The sequence below is a fragment of the Pantoea sp. GbtcB22 genome (assembly GCF_019091025.1).
GTDB classification, from domain to species: Bacteria; Pseudomonadota; Gammaproteobacteria; order Enterobacterales; family Enterobacteriaceae; genus Pantoea; species Pantoea leporis.
This window is the reverse complement of sequence record NZ_JAGXKB010000010.1, coordinates 61,379-82,265: the sequence shown is the minus strand read 5'-3', so window position 1 is coordinate 82,265 and position 20,887 is coordinate 61,379. Positions and strand designations below refer to the sequence as shown.

Annotated in this window: 19 protein-coding genes; all 19 read right to left on the bottom strand. The window is 59.0% G+C overall.

Annotated elements, in window-relative coordinates; translation table 11 throughout:
• Positions 1-2 precede the first annotated feature (2 nt).
• On the bottom strand, positions 3-2,177 hold the full coding sequence (gene traD, locus KVT28_RS22690) for a type IV conjugative transfer system coupling protein TraD (RefSeq protein ID WP_217550268.1): 2,175 nt from the start codon (positions 2,175-2,177) through the stop codon (positions 3-5).
• A gap of 172 nt (positions 2,178-2,349) precedes the next feature.
• Positions 2,350-3,255 carry a DUF6012 family protein gene (locus KVT28_RS22685; protein WP_217550265.1) on the bottom strand — a complete coding sequence of 302 codons (906 nt, stop codon included), beginning with the start codon at positions 3,253-3,255 and terminating at the stop codon, positions 2,350-2,352.
• A 96-nt stretch (positions 3,256-3,351) separates the two neighbouring features.
• A complete protein-coding gene (locus tag KVT28_RS22680) occupies positions 3,352-3,873 on the bottom strand; it encodes a hypothetical protein (protein WP_217550263.1) in 522 nt (173 codons plus the stop codon).
• A gap of 5 nt (positions 3,874-3,878) precedes the next feature.
• A complete protein-coding gene (gene traG / locus KVT28_RS22675; protein ID WP_217550261.1) occupies positions 3,879-6,728 on the bottom strand; it encodes a conjugal transfer mating-pair stabilization protein TraG in 2,850 nt (949 codons plus the stop codon).
• A gap of 3 nt (positions 6,729-6,731) precedes the next feature.
• Entirely contained in the window at positions 6,732-8,096 is a 1,365-nt protein-coding gene (locus KVT28_RS22670; RefSeq protein WP_217550259.1) for a conjugal transfer protein TraH, read from the bottom strand.
• Positions 8,096-8,650 carry a type-F conjugative transfer system pilin assembly thiol-disulfide isomerase TrbB gene (trbB, locus tag KVT28_RS22665; protein ID WP_217550257.1) on the bottom strand — a complete coding sequence of 185 codons (555 nt, stop codon included), beginning with the start codon at positions 8,648-8,650 and terminating at the stop codon, positions 8,096-8,098. The genes KVT28_RS22670 and trbB overlap by 1 nt, the downstream gene beginning before the upstream one ends.
• 2 nt (positions 8,651-8,652) lie before the next feature.
• Complete coding sequence (gene traF / locus KVT28_RS22660) at positions 8,653-9,426, bottom strand: type-F conjugative transfer system pilin assembly protein TraF (protein ID WP_368734933.1); 774 nt, start codon at positions 9,424-9,426, stop codon at positions 8,653-8,655.
• Positions 9,423-11,273, bottom strand: a complete 1,851-nt coding sequence (locus tag KVT28_RS22655) for a conjugal transfer protein TraN (RefSeq protein WP_217550255.1) — start codon at positions 11,271-11,273, stop codon at positions 9,423-9,425. Before KVT28_RS22655 ends, traF begins: the two co-directional genes overlap by 4 nt.
• A 49-nt stretch (positions 11,274-11,322) precedes the next feature.
• Positions 11,323-11,754, bottom strand: coding sequence for a type-F conjugative transfer system pilin assembly protein TrbC (gene trbC, locus KVT28_RS22650; RefSeq protein WP_217550253.1), 432 nt, complete (start codon positions 11,752-11,754; stop codon positions 11,323-11,325).
• Between the two features lie 11 nt (positions 11,755-11,765).
• Positions 11,766-12,779 (bottom strand): conjugal transfer pilus assembly protein TraU, encoded by a 1,014-nt coding sequence (traU, locus tag KVT28_RS22645; RefSeq protein ID WP_217550251.1) that lies wholly within the window; start codon positions 12,777-12,779, stop codon positions 11,766-11,768.
• A gap of 1 nt (position 12,780) precedes the next feature.
• Positions 12,781-13,572 carry a DsbA family protein gene (locus KVT28_RS22640; protein WP_217550249.1) on the bottom strand — a complete coding sequence of 264 codons (792 nt, stop codon included), beginning with the start codon at positions 13,570-13,572 and terminating at the stop codon, positions 12,781-12,783.
• Positions 13,573-13,583: 11 nt separating this feature from the next.
• Positions 13,584-14,234, bottom strand: coding sequence for a type-F conjugative transfer system protein TraW (gene traW, locus KVT28_RS22635; protein WP_217550247.1), 651 nt, complete (start codon positions 14,232-14,234; stop codon positions 13,584-13,586).
• A gap of 34 nt (positions 14,235-14,268) precedes the next feature.
• On the bottom strand, positions 14,269-14,622 hold the full coding sequence (locus tag KVT28_RS22630; RefSeq protein ID WP_217550245.1) for a TrbI F-type domain-containing protein: 354 nt from the start codon (positions 14,620-14,622) through the stop codon (positions 14,269-14,271).
• 125 nt (positions 14,623-14,747) lie between these two features.
• Positions 14,748-17,354 carry a type IV secretion system protein TraC gene (traC, locus tag KVT28_RS22625; protein ID WP_217550243.1) on the bottom strand — a complete coding sequence of 869 codons (2,607 nt, stop codon included), beginning with the start codon at positions 17,352-17,354 and terminating at the stop codon, positions 14,748-14,750.
• 7 nt (positions 17,355-17,361) lie between these two features.
• Positions 17,362-17,916, bottom strand: a complete 555-nt coding sequence (locus tag KVT28_RS22620; protein ID WP_217550241.1) for a TraV family lipoprotein — start codon at positions 17,914-17,916, stop codon at positions 17,362-17,364.
• Positions 17,909-18,250, bottom strand: coding sequence for a hypothetical protein (locus KVT28_RS22615; RefSeq protein ID WP_217550239.1), 342 nt, complete (start codon positions 18,248-18,250; stop codon positions 17,909-17,911). The genes KVT28_RS22620 and KVT28_RS22615 overlap by 8 nt, the downstream gene beginning before the upstream one ends.
• On the bottom strand, positions 18,247-19,599 hold the full coding sequence (locus KVT28_RS22610) for a TrbI/VirB10 family protein (RefSeq protein WP_217550237.1): 1,353 nt from the start codon (positions 19,597-19,599) through the stop codon (positions 18,247-18,249). The genes KVT28_RS22615 and KVT28_RS22610 overlap by 4 nt, the downstream gene beginning before the upstream one ends.
• Entirely contained in the window at positions 19,589-20,314 is a 726-nt protein-coding gene (locus KVT28_RS22605) for a type-F conjugative transfer system secretin TraK (RefSeq protein ID WP_217550235.1), read from the bottom strand. The genes KVT28_RS22610 and KVT28_RS22605 overlap by 11 nt, the downstream gene beginning before the upstream one ends.
• Positions 20,307-20,879 carry a TraE/TraK family type IV conjugative transfer system protein gene (locus tag KVT28_RS22600; protein WP_217550233.1) on the bottom strand — a complete coding sequence of 191 codons (573 nt, stop codon included), beginning with the start codon at positions 20,877-20,879 and terminating at the stop codon, positions 20,307-20,309. Before KVT28_RS22600 ends, KVT28_RS22605 begins: the two co-directional genes overlap by 8 nt.
• Positions 20,880-20,887: the final 8 nt, after the last annotated feature.

Below are 20,887 nucleotides of genomic sequence, written 5' to 3'. Positions count from 1 at the left end.
CCTCAGTTACGGTCCAGGCCAAAATCTGCGGATTTATGTTTCACCACGTCCATAACCTGCAGTGGCCTTTCGCTTTCGGACTGAGCGACTGTTGCTGGCGCAGGGCTGTCCGGTGCGGCTGACTGCGTGGACTCAGATACAGGAGGTGGGAATGCGGTGACACGACCGCCGGCTTCTTCCTGAGCCGACTGAGCGTCTGTTTTCGCTGAGATGGGTGTTGCGGTTTCAGCTGTAGGTGCCGTTGCGGGTGGTTTCGCATCTGGCTTGCTCTCTGCTGCATCCGGGGCAACTCCACTTCCCTCTGCGTCAGAGCCTGAACCAGCGTCACCAAATAACCGCCCCACAATCTGGCCCGCCTCGTTATCGCTGGTCTCGCCTGCAAGCGTTGCCTCGATGTCCGGGTCAAACACGTCTTCAACGTTTCGGAGGATGCGCCCTTCCGCGATTTCCCGATAGGGTTTCCAGGGCAGCTTCATGCGGACCACCGGCCATTCGCCCGGCAGGGTGATGTAGCACTCAAGGTCGTTAAGGCTCTGCACGTCTGAATAGCTGGCCAGGAACTCGTTGACCTCGTCTTTGGAAAACTGCACACCGTCGCGGATGATGTCGATGCCGTAGCTGTACTGGTCTTTGAACTTCTTGTGGCGTTGCTCGCCGATTTCCTTCTGCACCCAGTCCGCAATCGATCCGCTGGGCGCGCGGTAGAATACACGCGTGTTAAGCAGGTCCCAGATGGATTTGGCGGCGTTGGTTCCGTAAATCTCTTCAAGCTGTGGGAAGTTCTGCAGCCCGACAACGGTTGCGCCGCCGAATTTACGGCCCTCAGCAAGAAACTCAGGCAGGATGGGCAATTTGTGCAGGGAGGGGATCTCATCGTAATACTGCCAGATTCGGCGCTCACGACTGGCTTTTAACCCAAGAATCCCGACCATCGTCATGTAGATCCATGCGCTCAGTAGCGGCTTGATTGCGTTATGGTTCTGGCCATCACTGGAGATAAATATCCACGGATTATCACCGCTGGGATCCTCGGTATGTAGCCAGTCGCGAATGTTGAACGGGCGGCGGCCCTGCTCGTCCAGCCCCTGCAGGTACCGGAGCGAGCGCACGTAGGTGGTGAGAATGGTGCGGATGGTCATCGCCGTTTTCTCGATGCTGCCATCCACGAGGTTCGCCGCGTCCGTACCGTCCAGGAACTTACGCAGATCGGCCAGACTGATGGACATCAGTTTTTTCAGCAGCTCGGCGATGCTACGGTGTTTTTCACGCGCCATGCGACGCGCGGTGGCCACAAACAGCGATCGGGCTGACAACACCCAGAACGGGTCACTGCTGCCACTGCTATCAGGCAACAGCGAGGTCGCGAAGTTTTCAAAGTCACCAATAGTCTGACATTCTTCCCACAGATCCCAGGGCGCACAGCGTGCATCAAACGGGTTCAGGATGATGTCCTTGTCCTGCCGATAGAAGGTCGGGATGAAGTTATTGCCTTTGTCATACACGATGACGCGATCGCCGCGCGCCCGAAGCTGGCGAAGCATGTCGTTCAGGGCCGTACTTTTTCCTGACCCGACGGTGCCATGAAAGCCGAAATTCTGCATCTCAGAGTCTTTGAGTATGTGCAGGCCACCAATACTGAGCGGCGACATCAGGCCGGCTTTTTTTAGCATGCGGTTCACATCTTTATAACTGGCCGCCAGAATGCGGCCGCCGGTAAGCTCGCTCTCGCGCTGTTTCGCCCCCTTGCTGCCCAGAAACCAGGTAATGGCCATGATCGCGGCCACAAAGCTGAACGCCGAAATACCCCAGCCGTAAAAGGCGATGTCCTTGACGTGCTGCCCCATCAGCACAAAGTACGGGTCGTTCATCACCTGCAGCGCGGTGTGCTTGAACGCCACCACCTCGCCGTTTGGTCGCTCAAAATGAAAGGTCCAGCCCGCCTGTGAGTGTTTGCCAGTAAGCTTTGCCAGCGGCATGATGAACCAGCGGATAAGCCAGTAGGCGCTGCCGTGAACGAACTCCTGCAGCGTGAGGCGCAGCAGCATCCAGCTGAAAAATACCAGAGCGGAAAACAGCACGACCCAGTAGGAGGCGATGTTCATGATCTGCACAAACATGCCGATCATGTATTTCATCACCTGACCGCCCTGGGTAAAGTCGCGGGCGTTGAGGCTCATTGAAAGTCCTTAATGTAGGGATGAGACGAGTACGCAGGGCTACGGGCAGGCGAAAGCCAGGCAGGTATCTGCGCGGGGTTTAATTACGGTGCGAACGTGCCCGGTTGGGCTGACGTGATGTTCCGCCTACTCCTTCGGACGCAGGGTGCGTCAGGAAGTGCGGCGGGCGGTCTCAGCTGACTGAAACCTGAAACAGCGGCTGGCTAATCTGATTGCGGACAAACTGACTGTCGGCGTCACTCAGCGACCGGTAATGCGCCGAGTGGAGCTGAATGCTGTTCATCAGGTCGTTGGTATTGGTGAAGAACACCGGGCAGATCGGCCTGACATCCTGCAGCACGGGCTCAATGATGTGGGTAAACGCGTCTGACAGTCCTTCTTCTTTCAGGTCATTTTCCACCATTTCCGCATACTCATTCAGCGGACAGACCGTTACGCCGGGAGCGTCATACAGCACGCGCAGCGTCCCTGCATAGTCCCGAACCTTGCAGTCAAATGCGTCTTCCAGCACCGGTAGCCGGTTATTGCTGCACTTGGGTGAAAGCAGCCGTTCAGGCTCCACCGTGGCGGCGGTGAAGTATTCGGTCTGCTGCCGGATAATGCCGGCCGAATCGGCGCGCCGCCAGATAGCCGGTTCGCGCGCGGATGGCCTGTCTCCGGCATTCACGCTCAGGCGTGGCTGGCAGGATGCGGGGATCCAGTTTCTGGCCACCGCCGGAGTTTTATCCCTGAACGGCGTATTAAACACGCCGCTCCACAGATGAATGGCGTCCGTAGCCGCATCATCGTCGCCAACAATATGCATATGAACCCGGTGCACCGATACATTCCCCTGCACCGCCCAACGGGTAATAACCGTCAGGTCAGTCACAGCCCTATCAGTATTAATCAGGATGCCATGAATAGCTTTACGTCCTTTTTTACGGCACACATAGTGCAGGCGTTTATTAGGTGAAGGGAACCTGACGGTAATATCTCTTTCTGCATGCAAATGCAGACCCAATTCAGGAACTTCGACATCAATTAAATCAACAGCGATATTTGAATAATTCAAAAAGAACGAAGGGGTTAAGTGCATTAACACATTTACCTCTGGATATTTAGATTGCGAGATGCGAAAACGCTCACCTGAAATAAATCAGGTAAGTATTTTCTATCTAGAGCAGGTTTATTTTTACTTGTTTCTTGCGGCCTTTGCAGCCTCAATCATGGCTGGAACCTGATATCTGGATATATCCATATTGAAGACAATAAAGATCAGGAATACAGCAATAAAGTTACCAATCACAAGAGGAAGGATGCTCCACTCAGTGAGGACGCTGGCCAGCCCAAAAACGATTATAGCAACGAACCAAACTAGGCCATAAGACCTGACTTTCCCTTTGATCACTTTTGCCAGTTCTAAACTCTTAAGCTTATCCGCCCCAATCATGTTGAACAGGCTTGCATAAGATGCCGTGAGCGAGAATATAACCAGCCAGTTAAATATACCGAAAGTCACAAAGAACAACCATAAAGCGATATTTTTTGGTTGAGGAAGTGAATAATAGCTCATCGCGCCAAATATGCAGTATGCAAAGAAGTGATATTTAACATTGCTAAACATGCCAAAAAAACTAGGCACTTCGCTTTCAGTCGAACCTATGGAGCTAATTATCTCTTTAGAATCCCTCTCAATTTTCGCATATGTCATCATACTAATTACTCCTTACCATTCCCTTTGTAATCTTTATGTGTGTGATTCTTGAACGGATTAACTAATAAGTCATCTTGTTGCTTATCAGCAGCCTGTTTTTCATCATTAAAGTGATTCGCGCTCGAAGTATACTCTCCCATACGTGAGGCTATACCACTATCAGTTTCGTCTCTGACACCTTCAACAGCCACTCTGGCATCATTGGATTTATTATTAACCACACCCTGCTGTGCCTCAACATCATTGGCGACATCATTACGTATGTTGTTACTGTCCACACCTGCCTCAATAACCTGATTCGCACTGTTAGTCGCTCCCCCAAACTGTTCACCTGCTGTATTTGCTGGCGCTACCATTCCTTCTCCGTTGCGGCCTGCGTTTTGCGCATAATTGCCTTCAATACGGCCCCGCAGTTTTTCAGCAAAGAACTCCTGAACAAGTCCGTCACGCTGTTTCTGAACGCCTTCATCAGATGTATTGGTGAGGATGGTTTCGGCATTACCCGGCGAGCGCTGCATTGCCCATTGCACAAACTGCTGCGTATAGTTATCACGTGCGCCTGCACTGAGCGTTTCTGTTTCAGAAGCCATTTTCTGCATTTCGTGCGTGTGCGCCTGGCTGGACGTGTACTGCGCATACTTACTGTCTGACGTGGTGATACCCGATGAGATCTGATTCATCAGGCCGGAGGCATTATTAACTACATGCTGGCCATTGTAGGTCGTACTGTAGTTACGTAGCACATCCATTCCTTGACTGAAGTCCTGCGACTCGCGAGCGGAGATGGTTTGCGAATTGTCATTTCCACTTTGTCCTCCCTCCGAGGTTTGAGATGTTGAACCAGTTCTTCCTGTTAATTCTGTACCTCCATGAACATCACCTTTGATCGAAGCACCTGTCACCCACTCACCTGCCTTACCCAAAAATGATTTACCTGAATCAATTCCCGCCTGAGTGCGTGCTCCGGTATTCACTGATGCGCTTCGGGTTTTATCTTCAAGCTCAGAATACGCCTCATTAAGGCTGATATGATTGCGGTTCGCATAATCCTGCGCCACGCTCTGCATTTTGTTCACGCGCTCAGCATCGGTCACAGTCATACCTGTCTGAGAAGACAGCGTGGTTGAGTCGCTGTTGCCGAACTGCTCGTGGAACTGTTTGAGCTGCGAGCCGGTTTCCTGCACCGAATGGTTGTACCCCTGCGCCGCCATTTCAGTCTGTGCCATGCTGTCGCGCACCGATCGCTGTGCAGCGCTTGCCAGGTTTCGGTCAAGGTGCAAATCGACCGGCAGACGGCTGGTTGCGCCGGATGAGTCGTACACTGTCTGCCCGTCATGCGTCATCGTACGCGTCGCGCCGTTGCCCAGCTGCATGGTGGTCATGCCCTCGCGATAGGCGCGGTTCAGATCCGTCTTATGCCCGTTGATGTTGTCCAGCTGCACGTTACCCACGCTAAGGTTTCCTGACGCCACCGCCGCCGAATCAGATGCTGAGGCGCTGCTGAGCGCGCTGCCGAGACTTGAACTGAGGCTGGCAAAGCCCTGACCCAGCCCGGTGAACAGGCGAAACGCCAGGAACGGGATAGAGAGCATCAACCAGCCCGCGATACCTGCCGTGGTGGTGCTGGTCTCCATCAGGCGGTTCATGTTGGAAAGCGTCGGACCCGTAGCGTGGAAGCTGTTCTGCGTGCTGTAGTTCACTGCAAAGTTAAAGATGGCGAACATCACCGGCCAAAGCATCAGGCTGCCCATAAAGTTCAGGTAGCTTTTGATAACGGACCAGGCGATTTCCCGCACGTAGAGCGCGAGGACCATCACCGGAAAGATGCAGATGCAAAAAAGCAGCAGCACCGTATGCAGCTGCGGCAGCACTTCGGTGGCGATGGTGTAGCTCACCGCATGCGACAGGCGCAGCTTCATCAGCGACTGCTCGGACGCGATATCCACCATTGAGGCGGTGTCATTCATGCCCTTCACGTAGCTGTTCAGCCCGCGACGCAGGCCAGCAACGGCGATGTTCTGCATCATGATGCTCTGGGCCGACTTGCTGCTGCCGAGGAAGTAGTCGTATGAGCCCGCCAGCTGCTCGGCGTAGACCGTCTGCGGCGCGTTGTTACCCGGCAGCATGCGGACCGCGTGGGCCATAAACGTCGTACCGGTGGTATTGCTCTCCGCCGTCAGCAGGGTTTTCAAGCGAGGCGCCGCGTCGCGGCAGACCATGAACGTGGTGCCCGTGGCGTCCCGCCAGTAAACCGCGCGCAGCGGACTCGGGTTGCTGAAAATCTGCGCCTGCACATCTTCTGACTCCATCACGTCCTGCATGCTGTACTTGTTGTTCAGCATGATGTCCGGCACCACGCAGTTTTTAGCGTACTCCCCCATGTTGTAGGTCAGCACCGGGTTGCGGCTGTCGATGGTAAAGCTGTCCTGCATCAGCTTGCTCGCGAACAGCATCCCGGTTTTGGTGTAGGACCGCTCGTCCGGAAAGTGAAAGATGTCTTCATAGGTGGTCGTGAGCGTATAGCCCACGCCGGTCGCCAGATACAGCGGCATGGCGAGCCCCACCGGCACGTTGTCCACGCGCCCAATGGTGTCCGGGGCGGTCAGGTCGTTAACCACCACCGTCACCTTTGGCGTCAGCAGCAGCGCCGTGACCAGCGTGAACGTTAACCCCCAGCCGAACATGGCGGTCAGATTGTGCGTGCGCAGGTAGGTCATGACACAGAAGGCAATACCGATCATCTCCGCCACCCAGATCGTGCTGCGCCAGCCGCCGTTTTCCATTACCGTGGCGACCGCGTTGAGGCCCATCGTGATCATCCCGCCGGAGCTGACCACCCAGATATCAAGCGCCATACGTTATCCTCCAAACTGGTAATTCGACAGCACGCTGTCGGAGACGGACGAGGAGAGCTGCTGGCGCGTTTCGGACAGGCTACGGTCATACTCGGCCAGCCCGTTCTGCTGCACCTGAATGCGCTGCACGCGCGCGCTCAGCTCGTTGCGCACCTGGCGCAGGTTCTCGCGGAAGTGTTTGTTCTCTTCTTCGGTATCCAGCGTCCCCGCCGCGCCGCTCGCGGCCACGTCAATCAGCCCGTTGATGTAGGACATCACCATGTCGGCCGCGATGTACTCCGCCAGGCTGCTGACCACGCTCTGATCCATGCCCACTGACGCCGAGTCGATGGTGTAGCGCAGGATGCGCACGCGGGTGCTGTTGATGAGCGCCTTCTCGTTCTCCGTCATCGCCGTGTCGCTGCGGGCCTTGTCAAAGATGTCGTTGAGCATGTCCCGCACCCGGCCGGTCATCCCCTCGTCCTCGCTGAGCGTCAGGTCCGCAATGGTCGGGGACAGGCAGGTGGTGTTGTCGTTGCAGCGGTAAATCTTCTCGGTACCGCCGTTCAGCAGCGTGTTGAACATCGACTCGCTGCCGCCGCGCGGCTGCAGAAACGTCGGGTTGCCGTTGGCGTCATAAATCACCGTGCCCACCATCGACATGATGAACTCCTTGAGCGCCCGATCGTTGCTGAAGAACTGGTTGAGCTTCGTGAAGGTGTCCCATGTCAGGTTGCGGTTGCGCGGAATGCGCTTTTTCTCGTCGTCGGTCGCCTTGTTAAACACGCTGTTGGTTTCGCCACCGACGCCGCAGCCCTGACGCGACGCCGCCCAGTCAGAGAACACGTCGTGCTTGGTACCGAGGTCCTGACAAATCTGCGAGCTGGCCGCCTGCGTTTTGGGCCACAAACCGCCGACGATGGACTGCGCCGCCTGGCAGGTCGAGATGTTCATGTTGTTGGTGTCGGCCGCGAGCTTCTGCAGGTAGTCCTTCACCGCCTTACACTGCGGGCAGATGGTTTCCAGCCCGAGGTCGAAGGCGTAGCCCGCCGCGTTGCTCAGTATCTGCTTGCCCATGATTTTAATGCTGTCGCTGTTGATGAAGCTGAACGAGCCGAGGTAGGCATCGATGCCGCCGCAGCCTGACTTGATATCGGGGAGCGTCACCGATATCAGCTGGATATTGCGCACCGGCGCGCGGATAAACAGGTTTCCCCCAGTCAGATAGCCCGCCGACTGCCCTTTCCAGGCGGCCCCCTGCGTGTAGTTGCCTCCGCCGCCGCCCATGTCGTTAAAGAACTTGTTGATGTCGTTCTGAACGTCAGCATTTGTGGCAGTGGAGAACAGCAGGCCGGCTACAAGGCCCGTACTTAGCAAGAACTTACTCATCACAGCACCCCCAGACGCACGGCCAGCGCAAACGACTCATCCAGGCGCTGCTTCAGCGCCTCCTCGCTCATTTCCCCCTGCGACAGCGGAATGGTCACCAGCGACTGCGTGTTGATGATGAAGTCGGTGGGCGTTGCCTGCGGCAGCTCCGCAAAGAAGTCCTTCAGGATGCCGTCATTGACCGGCATCACCTTCGGGAAGACCGCATCGCCCTTGCCATCAAAGCTGTAAACGAAAATACCGATGCCGGTCTGTTCAGAGACCGACTTCAGGGTCGGGTTGAAGCGGTGGCAGTACGGGCAGTCGGAGCGGACGAAGTGCACGATTTGCCAGTGCCCCACGTCCAGGCGGCGGCCGTCGCTCAGGTGGTACCACACCGGTCTGTCGGATGCGGGCTGCTCAGATGGTGCGGGCGTTTCTTTATGTGGCGGGACTTCCGCTGGCGCATCCGTCCCCCCTTTCGCCTGCTCCAGGCGGGCAATGTCGTCAATCGTGCTGGCACTGGCCATAACCGGTGCGAGCATCAGCAGCAAGGCAAAGAGTTTCGCAATCATGTTTAATCCTCGGGCTGGAAGTCGGTAACGATGTTGAGCATGCGGCGCGCCAGGTCGTCCTGGGTGATGAAGCCGTACGCCAGCGGCTGGTACTGCTTCGTGCGCGGCTCCACCAGGTAGATGGCCGGGAAGTGGTTAATTTTCATTTTCTCGGCCTGACCGGCGTTCTGCCGGGTGTCCGGCAGGTCCGGGCTTGCGCGCCCGTCCACGGTCACGGGGATGACGGTCAGGCCGTACTGCTCGCTGAACTCCTTCACCACGCCGCCAAGCCGGTTATCCAGCGGCTCGTTGCCGCGATAAAAGAAGAACACACCGTAGCGCTGATTTACGTAGCGAATGGCCGCCTGCTGCTTCTGTCGCTGCTCCGTGTACTGGATGTTGGCGGTACCGTTGTAAAACGGGTGCTTCAGGCTGTAGTCGAGCTCCGGGTTGTCCAGCAGCACCTTCTCCCAGCGCGAGGCGAAGAGGCTGGCCTGATTTACCATCCAGTCCTGAACGACCTTATAGCGCCGGATGTTCTCTGAAGAGGGGTGCAGCATCGCTTCGTTCATCAGGTTGTCGCGGAAAGCCTGCAGCCGCTTCATCTTCTGCGTAGGCGATTCCTGTGATGGCGCGGCAGGTTGCGCAGGCTGTTCCTCTTCTTCTTTTTTCACCGGCTCGTTGTACCAGTACCAGCCCACGGCAGGGTCGTAGTGGTAGCCGTCAGGCTGATTGTCTTCCGCTGCGTAAAGCGGCAGCGCCGCCAGCAGCAGCGACAGGCAGGTGATTTTTTTCACGGCTGGTCTCCTGACTTCAGGCTGTTCTGAATGTCTGACTGAATGAGCTCCGTGAGCGCCCCTTCATCGGGCAGCTTCACGTTGCTGTTGAGGTCGTCGTAGAAATCGCTGAAGTCGATGTGATCAAACTTAATGCCCTGCAGTTCGGCAATTTTGATACCCCGGCAGTCCGGGCTGCTGGCATCCCCGAAGCTGATGCCCAGCTGGTCGCGGCGGCCCTGCTCCTGCACGATGCGGGCAAGCTTGCTGTCGAACACGCAGTAGCCCTCTTTCTTCTGCAGGCAGACACCGAGCACCTTGCGGGAGCAGAAAGAGCCGACCTTCACAACAAGCTTCTTCTCCTTGCCGGTGCCGATTTCCTTTTCCTCGGTGTTGCACTGCGCAAGCCCCGCGTCCTGACCCCAGCCCCCACTCTTGCAGCAGTTGCTGAAGCCCGCCGCGCTCTGGCGGCAGGACATCCCCTTACCCGTAAACGCGGTGACCTGATTCGGATCGATGCCTTCGACGTTCTCGCCGTAGGCGGCGAGCGCGGCCAGCTGCGACACGGCCTGCTCGAAGTTCTGGTTTTCACCCGCCTGCATGGCCGAACAGCTGCCGTCTGAGCAGTAGAACTCGGAGCCGCAGAGGTAGCCGGTGCTCTTCACGGTGTGCGCACACTGATAGGTCAGCTTGTTGTAAACGCAGAAGTTGCCGATTTTCTGGGTGCAGGTGCGGGTGCCCTCGCTGCAGTTGGGGTCGTCGATATACGCCTGGCAGGTGTTGGTGTCGTCTTCATAGAGGTTCCACTGCGTGGTGTAGCCCCAGCAGTCGCTGTACAGGCTGTAGGCCTGACCGCCGACCGTCACCGAGCGGGTTTCACCGGGCTCGCTGCACGTCTCGCTCATCTTCACGGCGTCGCCCATGTCCGCCGGGCAGCTGCTGGTCCACTGCAGGTCGGCCTTCACCGTGTCGCGCACGCCCTGCATCGGAAACGTCATGCGGAAAACGTATTTCCCGCTCGCGATGTTTCTGAGAATGCCGTCACGAGTTGACTCGTAATAGCCGTCGGTGTCGTAGTGCAGCTGCAGGGTAATCACCTGTCCTTTGGTGACCTGCTGCGCAGAGATATTCATCGCACCGCTGTTGTTAATTTTCAGCTTAAACTGCTGACCGAAAGCCCGGATCGAGTAGCCCAGACGATCGCCGTGCCAGTCTGAAGCCGCCGGATAAAGCAGCTCCCAGGTGCCGCTGCTGATGGTGCCGTCTTCAGGTACCACGAAGTCGAACAGCATCCAGTAACCGTCCGCTTTTTGCCCAGCTACGTTGCGGGCATCCAGCACCAGCTGCGTGTTGTAGGCCTCGCGCGAACCGGTGGTCACGATGGTCGCCTTGCGGGTGCAGGACTGCGTCAGGCTGTTGGCCAGCTCGCAGGCATGCTTGGTGTACGTGGTTTTGTTCAGCTCCTGCGCCACGCACTGGCTGCCGTTCACGCCGGTAATGGCACTGGCGTTTTCACGGATTTCGTCGCTGTACTTCATCATGTCCGAGTCGTAGCTGAGCTTGTCCGCCGGGTTGTTCACGTACGATTCCCGCGCGGTCTGCCCGAGGTCGGACTCCGTGAGCCCTTTCTGGCCCTGTACGTCGATGTCGCTCGACGTCTGCGTCGGGTCGCTGTAGAGATTGCGCTGCGGCGCGTCCGCGCTGTAATTGTCAAAATAGCTGTCCGGATCGGCGCTGGTCGTCCCGCTTGCCGACTGACCAGCGCGGATGCCTTCCTGATTCGACGCATCCATGGTTGCCGCCTGAATGCTTGCGGACAGGCAGGCCAGCAGCAGCCCCTGCAGCAGGGAGCGTGTGGGTGTGTTCATCTGGGTTTTCCGTAAGCGTGAAAGGTTGCCCGCCGCAGCGGGCAGAGCGTCAGGGGTTGTCCCGGCAGTCGCCGCGCTGACCAATCATGTCCAGCGCCTGACTCAGCGCGACGTTGCCGTAAACGATGTCAAAGTGGTCGCCGCACTTCTTCACCAGCGCCGGAACCTGCTTCACGCCGTATCGCGCAAAGCGCACCGGGTCTATCTGTATTCCGCGCACTTTGTAGGTGGTGATGAGGTTCAGCATGTACTTCGCCGTATGATCCATGTTGTCGTTGATAAGCCCCCGGAAGTAGACGGGGATGTTTTTCGCCTCCGCCGCCTTCATCAGGATGGCCAGCTCTTTATCCGGCAGGGAAGACGACAGGAAGTACGCCGTCTCGTTTTCGGTGCTGGTCACCTGCGTGCCGTCTTCCGCCAGCACCGGCAGGCTGCCGGTCAGGCAGGCGCTGAAGAGCAGCGCCGCGTTCAGTCGTTTCATGTGTGCCTCGCTTACATCACGCAGTTGCGTTTTTTCCAGATGAGGTAGCCGTAGTTCTTCTTGCTTGTCGGCATCTCCTTGCCCGTCTGCCACAGCATCACGTTGCGCCCCAGCGGGTGGCAGGACGCCACGTCCGGGATGGTGTTCACCATCTGGTAGCGGTAGCGGCTTTTCGGCAGGATGACTGAGGGGTACTCGTAGCAGACCGCAACGTCATACGGCACGGTGTCGAGGATGAGCCCCTCGCGATGCAGCTTGAAATCCATGCGCTCGGAGAGCAGCACCGAGCTGTTGAGCCCGCTCGACTCGTTGACGATGTTGCCGGTAAACGGGTACATCGAGCCGTGGGAGCCGGCACACCAGAACAGCGCGTCTATCGGGCGGCTCACGCCGGAGGCCACCGCGTCAGCCGCGCAGGCCATCTGCGCAATCGGGTTGGCAAACAGCATCACCTCGGGGTTCAGGAACAGCGCCAGGTTGTCGTTCTGCCAGGTCGGGTCCAGCTCCGACAGGTAGCCGATGTCGTACTCGCCGCCCTGCAGGCACATCTCGGAGGTGATAATGCTGAGCCACGAAATCAGCGGGTACTTGTACCAGTGGACGTGGTAGAAGGTGCCGGGGTGCTCGTTCGCTGTTTTGGTGCCGACACCCGTGCCGGTGTTCGGAATGTTGATGTTGAAGCCGCCCATGTTCACCATGCAGCCCGGCGAGCGGGTTACGTCCGTCATCGCAAACGGCTCCCAGTACCCCACCGCGACACCGGTACGCTCAAAAATCGGCGGCGGTATCGGGCAAATCTGAATGGGCGAGGCCGGGTTGTCGGTGTCGGGAAGCGTACCGGCAGAGACCTGCACGCTGCCCACGCTCATCGGGAAAATGCACTCCCAGCAGACGTCGGTGATGGAATTCACCCAGCGTCCCTCACAGGTCAGGGACGAGTTGCCGTTGCTGCCCTCCGAGTCAGCGGCCCAGGCGGGCTGACAGATCCACATCGCCAGCGCCAGTAAAGCCGTGCGCCAGACCATGTCAGCCCCCTTTCTTCAGGCCGCCGCGCGCTTTTGCCACCGCGGCCTGCAGCGCCTCTAGGCTGGTTGCGCCCGGGATCACGCTGACGTTGTCAGCGGTCGCGCCCTTCACCGGCATAACGAAAAAGGCGGGCGTACCCTGAATGCCCAGGCGCTTCGCCAGCGCGTTGTTGGCTTCCAGCACCGCCCCCATCGCTTCCACTTCGGCTTTTGGCGTCGACGTTACCCCCGCTTTCACCGCCGCCTCGCGAATGTCCGCGTCCAGCAGTTTGCCCTCGTTATGGCCGGTGGCGTACAGCGCAGCGTGGTAGAGGTGATACACCTCTGCACCGCCCGTTTTGTAAAGGGACAGCCCGACTTTCGCCGCCTGAATGGAGGCAGGCCAGCGGCTGCCGAAGATCGGCCACTCCTTATAGATGAAACGCACGTCCGGGTTGTGGCTGATGAACTGCTCCACGGTCGGGGCGACCTTCGCGCAGTAGATGCACTGATAGTCGAAGAACTGAATGACCGCGACGTCGCCTTCCGGATGCAGCACCGGCGAAGTCGGATCGTTCAGCAGCGCGGCCTGATCCTGCAGGGCTGCCGTCACGGCGGACCCAAGCTGCTTGCTCTGTGCCTGCGCCTGCAGCTTCTGGCTCATCTCGATCAGAATTTCCGGGTGCGCGCGAAGATAGTCTGCCGCCACTTCCCCGATCTGCGCTTTCTGCGCGGCGCTGAACGGCGCTTCAGTGGCGAAGGAGTGACCTGTCAGGCTCAGCGTCAGGATGGTGGTGAGGATGTGCTTTTTCATGTCGGGCTCCGTTAGCGGTCGGGAAGACCAAATTCAGTAATAAGGAAGCGTTTTTGTCCGGGCGCCTGCTTCACTTCCGCAGGCACCTGCGTGATGCCGAACTTTTTCGTGATGCTGCCGGTCTGGTCAAAGTAGACGCGGCTGCTGAGCGCCTGCGCGCCGTCCCGCACGTTGCCGTTGACCAGGATGACCCGGGAGGACGTGGTGTGCGGCACCTGCTGCTTCATCCAGGCAATCTGCCGGTCGTCGTCGGCGTCGATGAAGTAGAGGGTCTCGTCGAACACCGGAATGACGTCGAACGGATTGACCTTTTCTCCCTTGTGCGCAAACACCACGCCGTTCTGGTCGGCGATATCGCGCTGCACGGTGAAAGACGGGTCAAACAGGCGGCTGCGGGTCTCGCGTCCGGTGGTGATGCCCTCCACCGGTGGCGGTCGCATCGCCCTCTCTTCCGCCTTTTTCTGCATCTCCTGCTCAATCTGCGCCTGCGATTTTCCGGCGAAGTGCTGTTCCAGGTTCTTCTTCAGCACGGTAATGAGGTCGTGTTCGCGGATGTCCCAGGTATCGCCAAAGGTACCGAGGTCAGAGGCCACTGCCTGCAGGCTCAGGGCGGCGAACAGCGCGCCGGCGGCAACGCGCGCCAGCGGGGTAACGTGTTTCATCGGGAAGCTCCCGGTTTAGGGTGATCGGGTGGGGTTATTTCGCTGCGCCGGCCTTCATCAGCTCGACGAGCCGGGCCTGAATCTCCGGCGTCGCGTCAGGCAGGCCGGTCACTACGGCGGGGCTCACCAGAATGGCCGCACCGTGCGAGGCCACGTATTCTGACGTGGCGGTGGTGACGCTCTGGTCGAAGCGCGTCAGCAGCGAACGACGCTGTTCGTCAGTCAGGTCCAGCTTTGCGCTCTGGCGGATCAGCGCGTTGGTCGTACCCTTCATGTCGAAGGTGACCAGGACGGGCGGCTTCAGCCAGAGGAACCACGCGGCGGCGCACGCGCCGACACTGAGCAATACGGACCCGACAACGCAGGTCGCACTCTGTTTGATATCCATTCCAGACTCCTTTGCAGGGAAAATGATGCGTATGGGTTCTGCGCGCGGTTAATACAGGTGGAACACCAGGAAGACGACGCCCACCATGACCAGATAAACAATCACGTATTTCATGAATTTAGGGTTCAAATCTCCATCTCCTTCAGCATGTGGATGATGTCGCGCTTATGTGCGTCGTTGTCGGCCATCTCAAACAAAATGTCCTTGATGTCGGCGCCTTCACGCAGGCGCTTTTCGCGGTAAGTAAAGTCCTCTCCTTTCGAGGAGAACAGGCCGTCGCTCAGCGGATCGAGAATGAGGCGGTGGAAGCTGGAGAACTCCCCGACGCTCAGCAGGAACGAGCTGTAGCGCGCCTTTTTCGCCGGCGGGAACTTGCGGATCATTTCCCACTCCAGCTCGTTGAACGCGTGCGGCTCCTCCTTCTGGAAGGTGGTGAACGACTTGGCATCCTGCATACAGGTGAACTTGAACGAGCTGTTGTCGTAGGCCGCGAGCGCCGCCGTGGACAGGTTTTTATCGCGTATCGCCTGCGTCACCGTGCCGTAAGAGCCGTTGTGGCGGCGGGCGGTACGGTAACCCTCTTCAATGAAGTCCTTTATCTTGGTGCTGGAGCCGCCGAGCAGCTTCCACCCTTCGTCGATGATGTTCATTTTCCGCATGCTGCGCGGCGTGGTGTACATCATGTTCTCGTTCCAGATCATGATGCTGAAGAGGACCGCCGACAGCAGATCCTGCTGCTTGCGCAGGTCACCCAGCTCGGTGACCACGAACTGCAGGTCCGGCCTGAGCGTCGGCTCGGACGAGTTGAAAAACCTGCCGTAGATGCCCCCGGTGCTGTACTTGCTGAGCAGCGTGGTGATTTCATCAATGCGTCCGCCAATCTGCGAGGAGTACTCGCGGCTGACGGCGGCCTGTCTTTTCTTCAGGTAAGCAATGACGTGATCGATGCGCATGTCCTGCTGATACTGCGGCCACGATTCGGTAATGGCCTCCAGGATCATGGATTCGTGCACCTCGTCCAGCAGGCCGTTGGGGCTCGCCAGGATGCACAGCTGATCGCGGATGCGTTCGGCGGCGAGCGTGATGTCGGTGACGTTGGCAAACGGGTTGAAGCGAAGCGAGTCGCCGTTGATGTAGGTGCCGCCCAGGCTGCTGCAGGCCGCCTTGTAGGAGTCGCCGATGTCCTGCACCGCCACCGTTCCACCCTTGTCGAGCACCGAGCGGGCGATGGAGTTGGCCAGCACCGACTTGCCCGCGCCCGAGGTGCCCGACATAAACCAGTTGAAGTTGGTGTTCGGCAGGCTTTCGTCAAACACGTCGATAAACGCCACCTGGTTGCGGTAGCTCGGAATGAGAATGCCCGAGGCGCACAGCTTGTTATCGCCAATCACCGGCATCAGGTTCACCGCGTGAAAGGACTCCGAGCGCTGAATGCCGCCGGTCTTGCGACAGTCGTCGCGCAGCTTCTTGTTCACCATCGCAAAAGGCAGCGTGGCCATCAGGTTGCGCAGCTGCATAAAGTCGGCGCGCACGAAGCGCAGGCCCTGCGCGGCAAAGGCGTTGCGCGCCTTCTCGGTGTAGCGGGACGTCAGGTCGTCGTCGTCCGGGCAGAACAGCGTGATGCCGTAGAAGTAGCTGGTGAGCGAAGTCTGGTTCGACAGCAGCCGCGCGCGGGCATCTTTCCACTCGGCGTGCTGGCGCGTGGTGGATGGGATGTACTTGGCGTAGCTGGTGTTCACGCGCGAGTCCAGCGACAGAAAGCGGCTGTTGGCCTCCCCCTGACTCTTCATCTGCTCCTCGGTGGTCAGTACCATCGTGCAGATAAACGGGCAGGGTATACCGTTGGTCGGCGACATCAGGTCCTGAATAATGTTGCCGTTCTGCCAGAGATAGTGTTCCTGCGGGTTGCGGTCGAGGTTCAGGTTTACCATGCGCGCCGCAAACGGCTTGTTTTTCGCGTCGCTTCCCTCAATGCGGATATGTGAGGGTTTTACCCGCCAGGACGTAGTGCGATCTACAAACTGCGTGCCGAGATCGGCCGCCGGATCGTATTCGCTGTCGTAGCGCTCAAGCCGTGCTGGGTCGTGGTTGAAGAACTCGCGCAGCACGCTGCTGAACTCCGAAACCCCGATGGCAGATGACCAGAGGTCGGCGGCATTGAGGGCGTTGAGCAAATTTCGGCGCACGTCGCGCACGCGGATCATGTCGGTTTCGCTGAGGTTTCTGACCGGTGTTGCCCAGATAAAGAACAGGCGGTAGTCACGCAGGGTCAGCGGATGGTCGAGGCCGTTGTTGTAGGTGTAGCGCGCGCCGTTGAGGAAAAAACGCGCGGTCACGTCGTTACATTCGTCTGCCCGGTGCCCCTTCCAGGCGAAGTTTTTCAGCCCCTGCTCCACCTGCTCTTTCACGGCGCGGGTGGAAACCAGCATTACCTGCAGCGGGATATCGCGGGGGGCCACGTCGCGCAGCAGGTACTCCAGGCTTTCGGCAAGCTTTTCATTGGCGCCAATCAGCGGCTGACACTCCACCACAAAGCCCACCGACTCCTTGTTCACCCAAATCTGGCTTTCGGTGTCGTAGTCTTTATAGGGCAGCAGGTCGCGGATGTGGGGATAGTCCATATCCTGCAGCTTCTGACGCGTCTCGTTCGTGGTGTCGCGCTCACCCAGAATGCCCGCCACCGTGTCCACCACGTTCAGCGGATCAAAGCGGAAGCCTTTCAGAAATTTCATGCGGACCTCACATCAGGATGCCGTTCCAGTCACCGTGACTGGAAACGCTGTAAATAACTTCGCCCATGTGGACGCTGTTGTCGGGGGAGACGAAAGGGGCGATCCAGATGCGTGCCACCCCGTCCGGGCGGCGAAACGCAGCGGCGGGCTCCGGAGAGCAGTGCGCGGCGCTGCAGTACGCGGTCTGATTAGTGGTGGTGTGCAGCACGCCGTTTTCCCGCGTGAACGGCCGGACCTTACCCGAGGCACCCAGACGCAGCGGTATGCTCTCGCGGTCGCCACTACGACCGCCGGGGACTTCAGCCTGCGGGTCAAGGCGGATGGTGCCGGTATCAATCAGGCGATAGTCATCGAGGCGGATGCCTACGCCGGTAAATCCGGCGGTACCTGACGCCGCTGCAGGCGCGTTGCCACTGCTGCCTGAGGACATGTCGTCGGCCTGAGACATCCAGACGCCGGTATCATTTGCCGGCTTATCGAACTCAAAGTCGCTGTTCATGCCTGCGCAGCCGCCGAGCATCATGGCCAGCGCGCAGACGGTCAGAGCGTGTTTCTTAGTCATGGGGCTCTCCGTTGAAGTCTGAAATTTCGGTAAAGTCGATCCAGAGATCGCCGTTCCTGCCGTGGGTGCCGAGACGGGACAGCATGCTCATGGCGAAGGCGTCGCCGGGTGCCACCTCCAGCAGACGACGCAGCGTCTCCCCGAACAGTGCGACGTAACCGTCGTCAGGGATGAGGCCCGGCTTGCAGTAGAGCTTTTTGACGCTGTAGCCCACCGCCTGCAGTCCCGGGATGCGCGCGTCAGCGTCGCGCCCGAAGCAGCTCACCGTCCGCTCGGTAAACACCATCCAGCCGCAGTGCTCGGCGTGACGAAGCCGGATTTTTGCCTCCGTCATTGCGTGACGCCTTGCGGGGTCATGTTCTTCACCTGCCCGCCCGATGGGGTGACGAAGTCATTCATGTTGAGCTTTGTCGCGTCGCCGAGTTTGCCCACCAGGTCCGGCGGCAGGTCGCTGTTGCTTCTGGCCTGCGTCTGGGTGTCCTGCTGCTGCGTACCGTTGCGCTTCTCTTCTTTCGCGAGCTTCGCCGCTTCTTCATCCTCAATAAACTTCACCCGGAACCCCTCAATGAAGACCACCTCCACGCGGTTCGCCGCGCCAATCGGAATGATCGGGTGATACTGTTCGGCGCGTTCGATGTAGTAGTCGGCAAGCTTGTCCGCCGCTTTGCCCACGCCGCCGCCTACGGCGCTGCGCGCCACGTCACCGCCGCTGACGGAACTGGTGGCGCCAATGCCGGTGACCGTCTGACCCACCTGTGAGGCGCTCTGTCCGAGCCCGCCCAGCGCGCCTGCGGTGAACGCCAGCCCGAGAATTTTGCCGTTGCGCATCACCGGCACGCCCTTGATGCCGTTCTTGCCGTAGAAGGCCACGTGCCCCTTCACGGCCTGGTCGATATGCTTGCCGTCGATGATGCAGGACAGCCGCTGGAGCTGAACGATCGCGCGCTCGCTGGAGATGTCGCCGTAGGCCGCCGCCGTAACGAAGCAGTTGTCGAGGTGCACAAACTTGTTATTACCCGGCAGATGCGCCCTGCCCTTGAGCTTGAACTGCATGGGGACCAGGTTGTTCTCGCCGCGCACCGAGGCGTTGGCGTCAGCCCCCTCAATGATGATGGCGTCAGAGAAGGTGCCGGTCGGTACCCAGAAAGAGGCGTCCTTCGTTTTCGGCTCAAACTGCGAGTAGTCGAAGGTCTGGTTATCAATCTGCCCGGTCTGCACCGGCGCGGGCGCAAAGGTGTACTCCGTTCGTGGCTGCGTATTGACCGCCCCCTGCTGCGCTGCCTGTCCGGCCGGAGCGGCCTTTTGCTGATTCTTAAGCTGGTCCATAAGGTCGCTCACGTTCTGCTGCAGCGACTTGTTGTTGTTCATCACGTCCGACATCTGGTCTTTCAGTGACTTGAAGTCCTTCTGCATTGAAGAGAGCTGCTCCCGCGCTTCCTTTTCGCGATTCTGCGCGCTCACCAGCAGCGAACCCTGCCCGGAGCCGTCAAAGGCGTTGACCACACCCCCGCCGGTCAGGTCTGGCTCGGCGGAGGCCTTATCCGGCTTGCTTTCATGACTCCCGGTTTTGCCGCTGGCGCCCCGGTTGGCCAGATACAGTCCGCCGATAATCACGGCGGCAGCGGCGAGAATGATGCCAAACAGGCGGCGCTGCTTGCTGCGGACCAGGCTGTTAAGGTTCATCCGGGCCTCCCTTCGTGCGGAACACGGTGATGACAGACACCTTCGCGCCCGGCTCCAGCACGTCGAGCTGCGGATGAAACGCCACCGCCATCACGCCCGGGCTCCAGAAGTAGCGCTCGCTCAGGCGGATACGCTGCGTGGAAAGGCTGGTGACGTCGGTGCGCACGATGCGCACGCGGTCGCCCTGCCAGGCGGTCACCGGGCGCAGCGCAAACGCGCTTTTCGCGGCGTCACTGACCGGCACGTCGGTGTTTTGACTGAACACGTAGCCATCAGGTTTGCGGTTGGTGAGGAAGCGGCCGACCAGCGTGCTGATGAGCGCGCTGTAAGTGTCCTGCTTCTGCTCAAAGGTTCTGGCCTCTTCCGTGCCCTGCACCTCGCGGTTATCAACGGTGAGGCTCAGGCCCGCGCGTTTGCCGGGCGTGGCCTGCACCGAGAAGGCAAAGCCCGACGCGGTCTGCACAAACATCGTGAACGGCTTGTCGGTGACGGTGGAAAACACAATCGCGCCTTCCGGCGTGGGCGATTTGGCGCTCAGCACGCCCTGCGCTGCCTGCACGCTGAGGATGCGGTCATCAGATACGCGCAGGTAATTCGGGTTGGTGTTGCTCACCGCCGCGTTCACGCGCGCGCCGGGGTTGAGGGTCAGTTGTTCCGCACGGGCGTTGAGCGCCGTCAGCAGCGCCACGGCGCTGATAAGCAGATGTTTACGCATCGGGAACCTCCAGGAATGCGTTCCAGCAGAGACGGTTGTTGCGGGTATCAGTGCGCAGGCGGTAGTGCTTCTTCACCGGCCTGCCGTCGTGCAGCCCGTAAGTCAGCTGTAGATCGCCGGTAACGTCGACGATGCCCCTGTCCGGCCAGACGCTGACGTCTTTCGGGTAGAACACCGAGCCGCCGCTGTTGCCTTTCACGCGTGAAGCCTCATCCGCGAGCACGCCCTTAATGGATTTCTCAGCGCCGTCGCAGGCGCCTGCCAGCAGCATTTCGTGGCTGGCCTCGGCGTTTTTGTCGGAGATGTTCAGGCGCAGATTGAGCCATGCCAGCGCCATCAGGCGCAGATAGCGGGCATCGCCGCGCTCGCCGGTAAAGCTGAACGGCGTATCCGCGCCGAAGGGAACAATGATGGTCTGACGGTTATTGAGGAGCTGATTCATCAGCGCGCGGTTATCACCGTAAAGGCGCCAGCACAAAGCCAGCGCGAGGATCGCGATAACGAGCAGCACCAGAATCGCCACGGCCATGTTGCGGTTGCCCGCCGAACGCAGCTTTAATTCCATTATGTCTC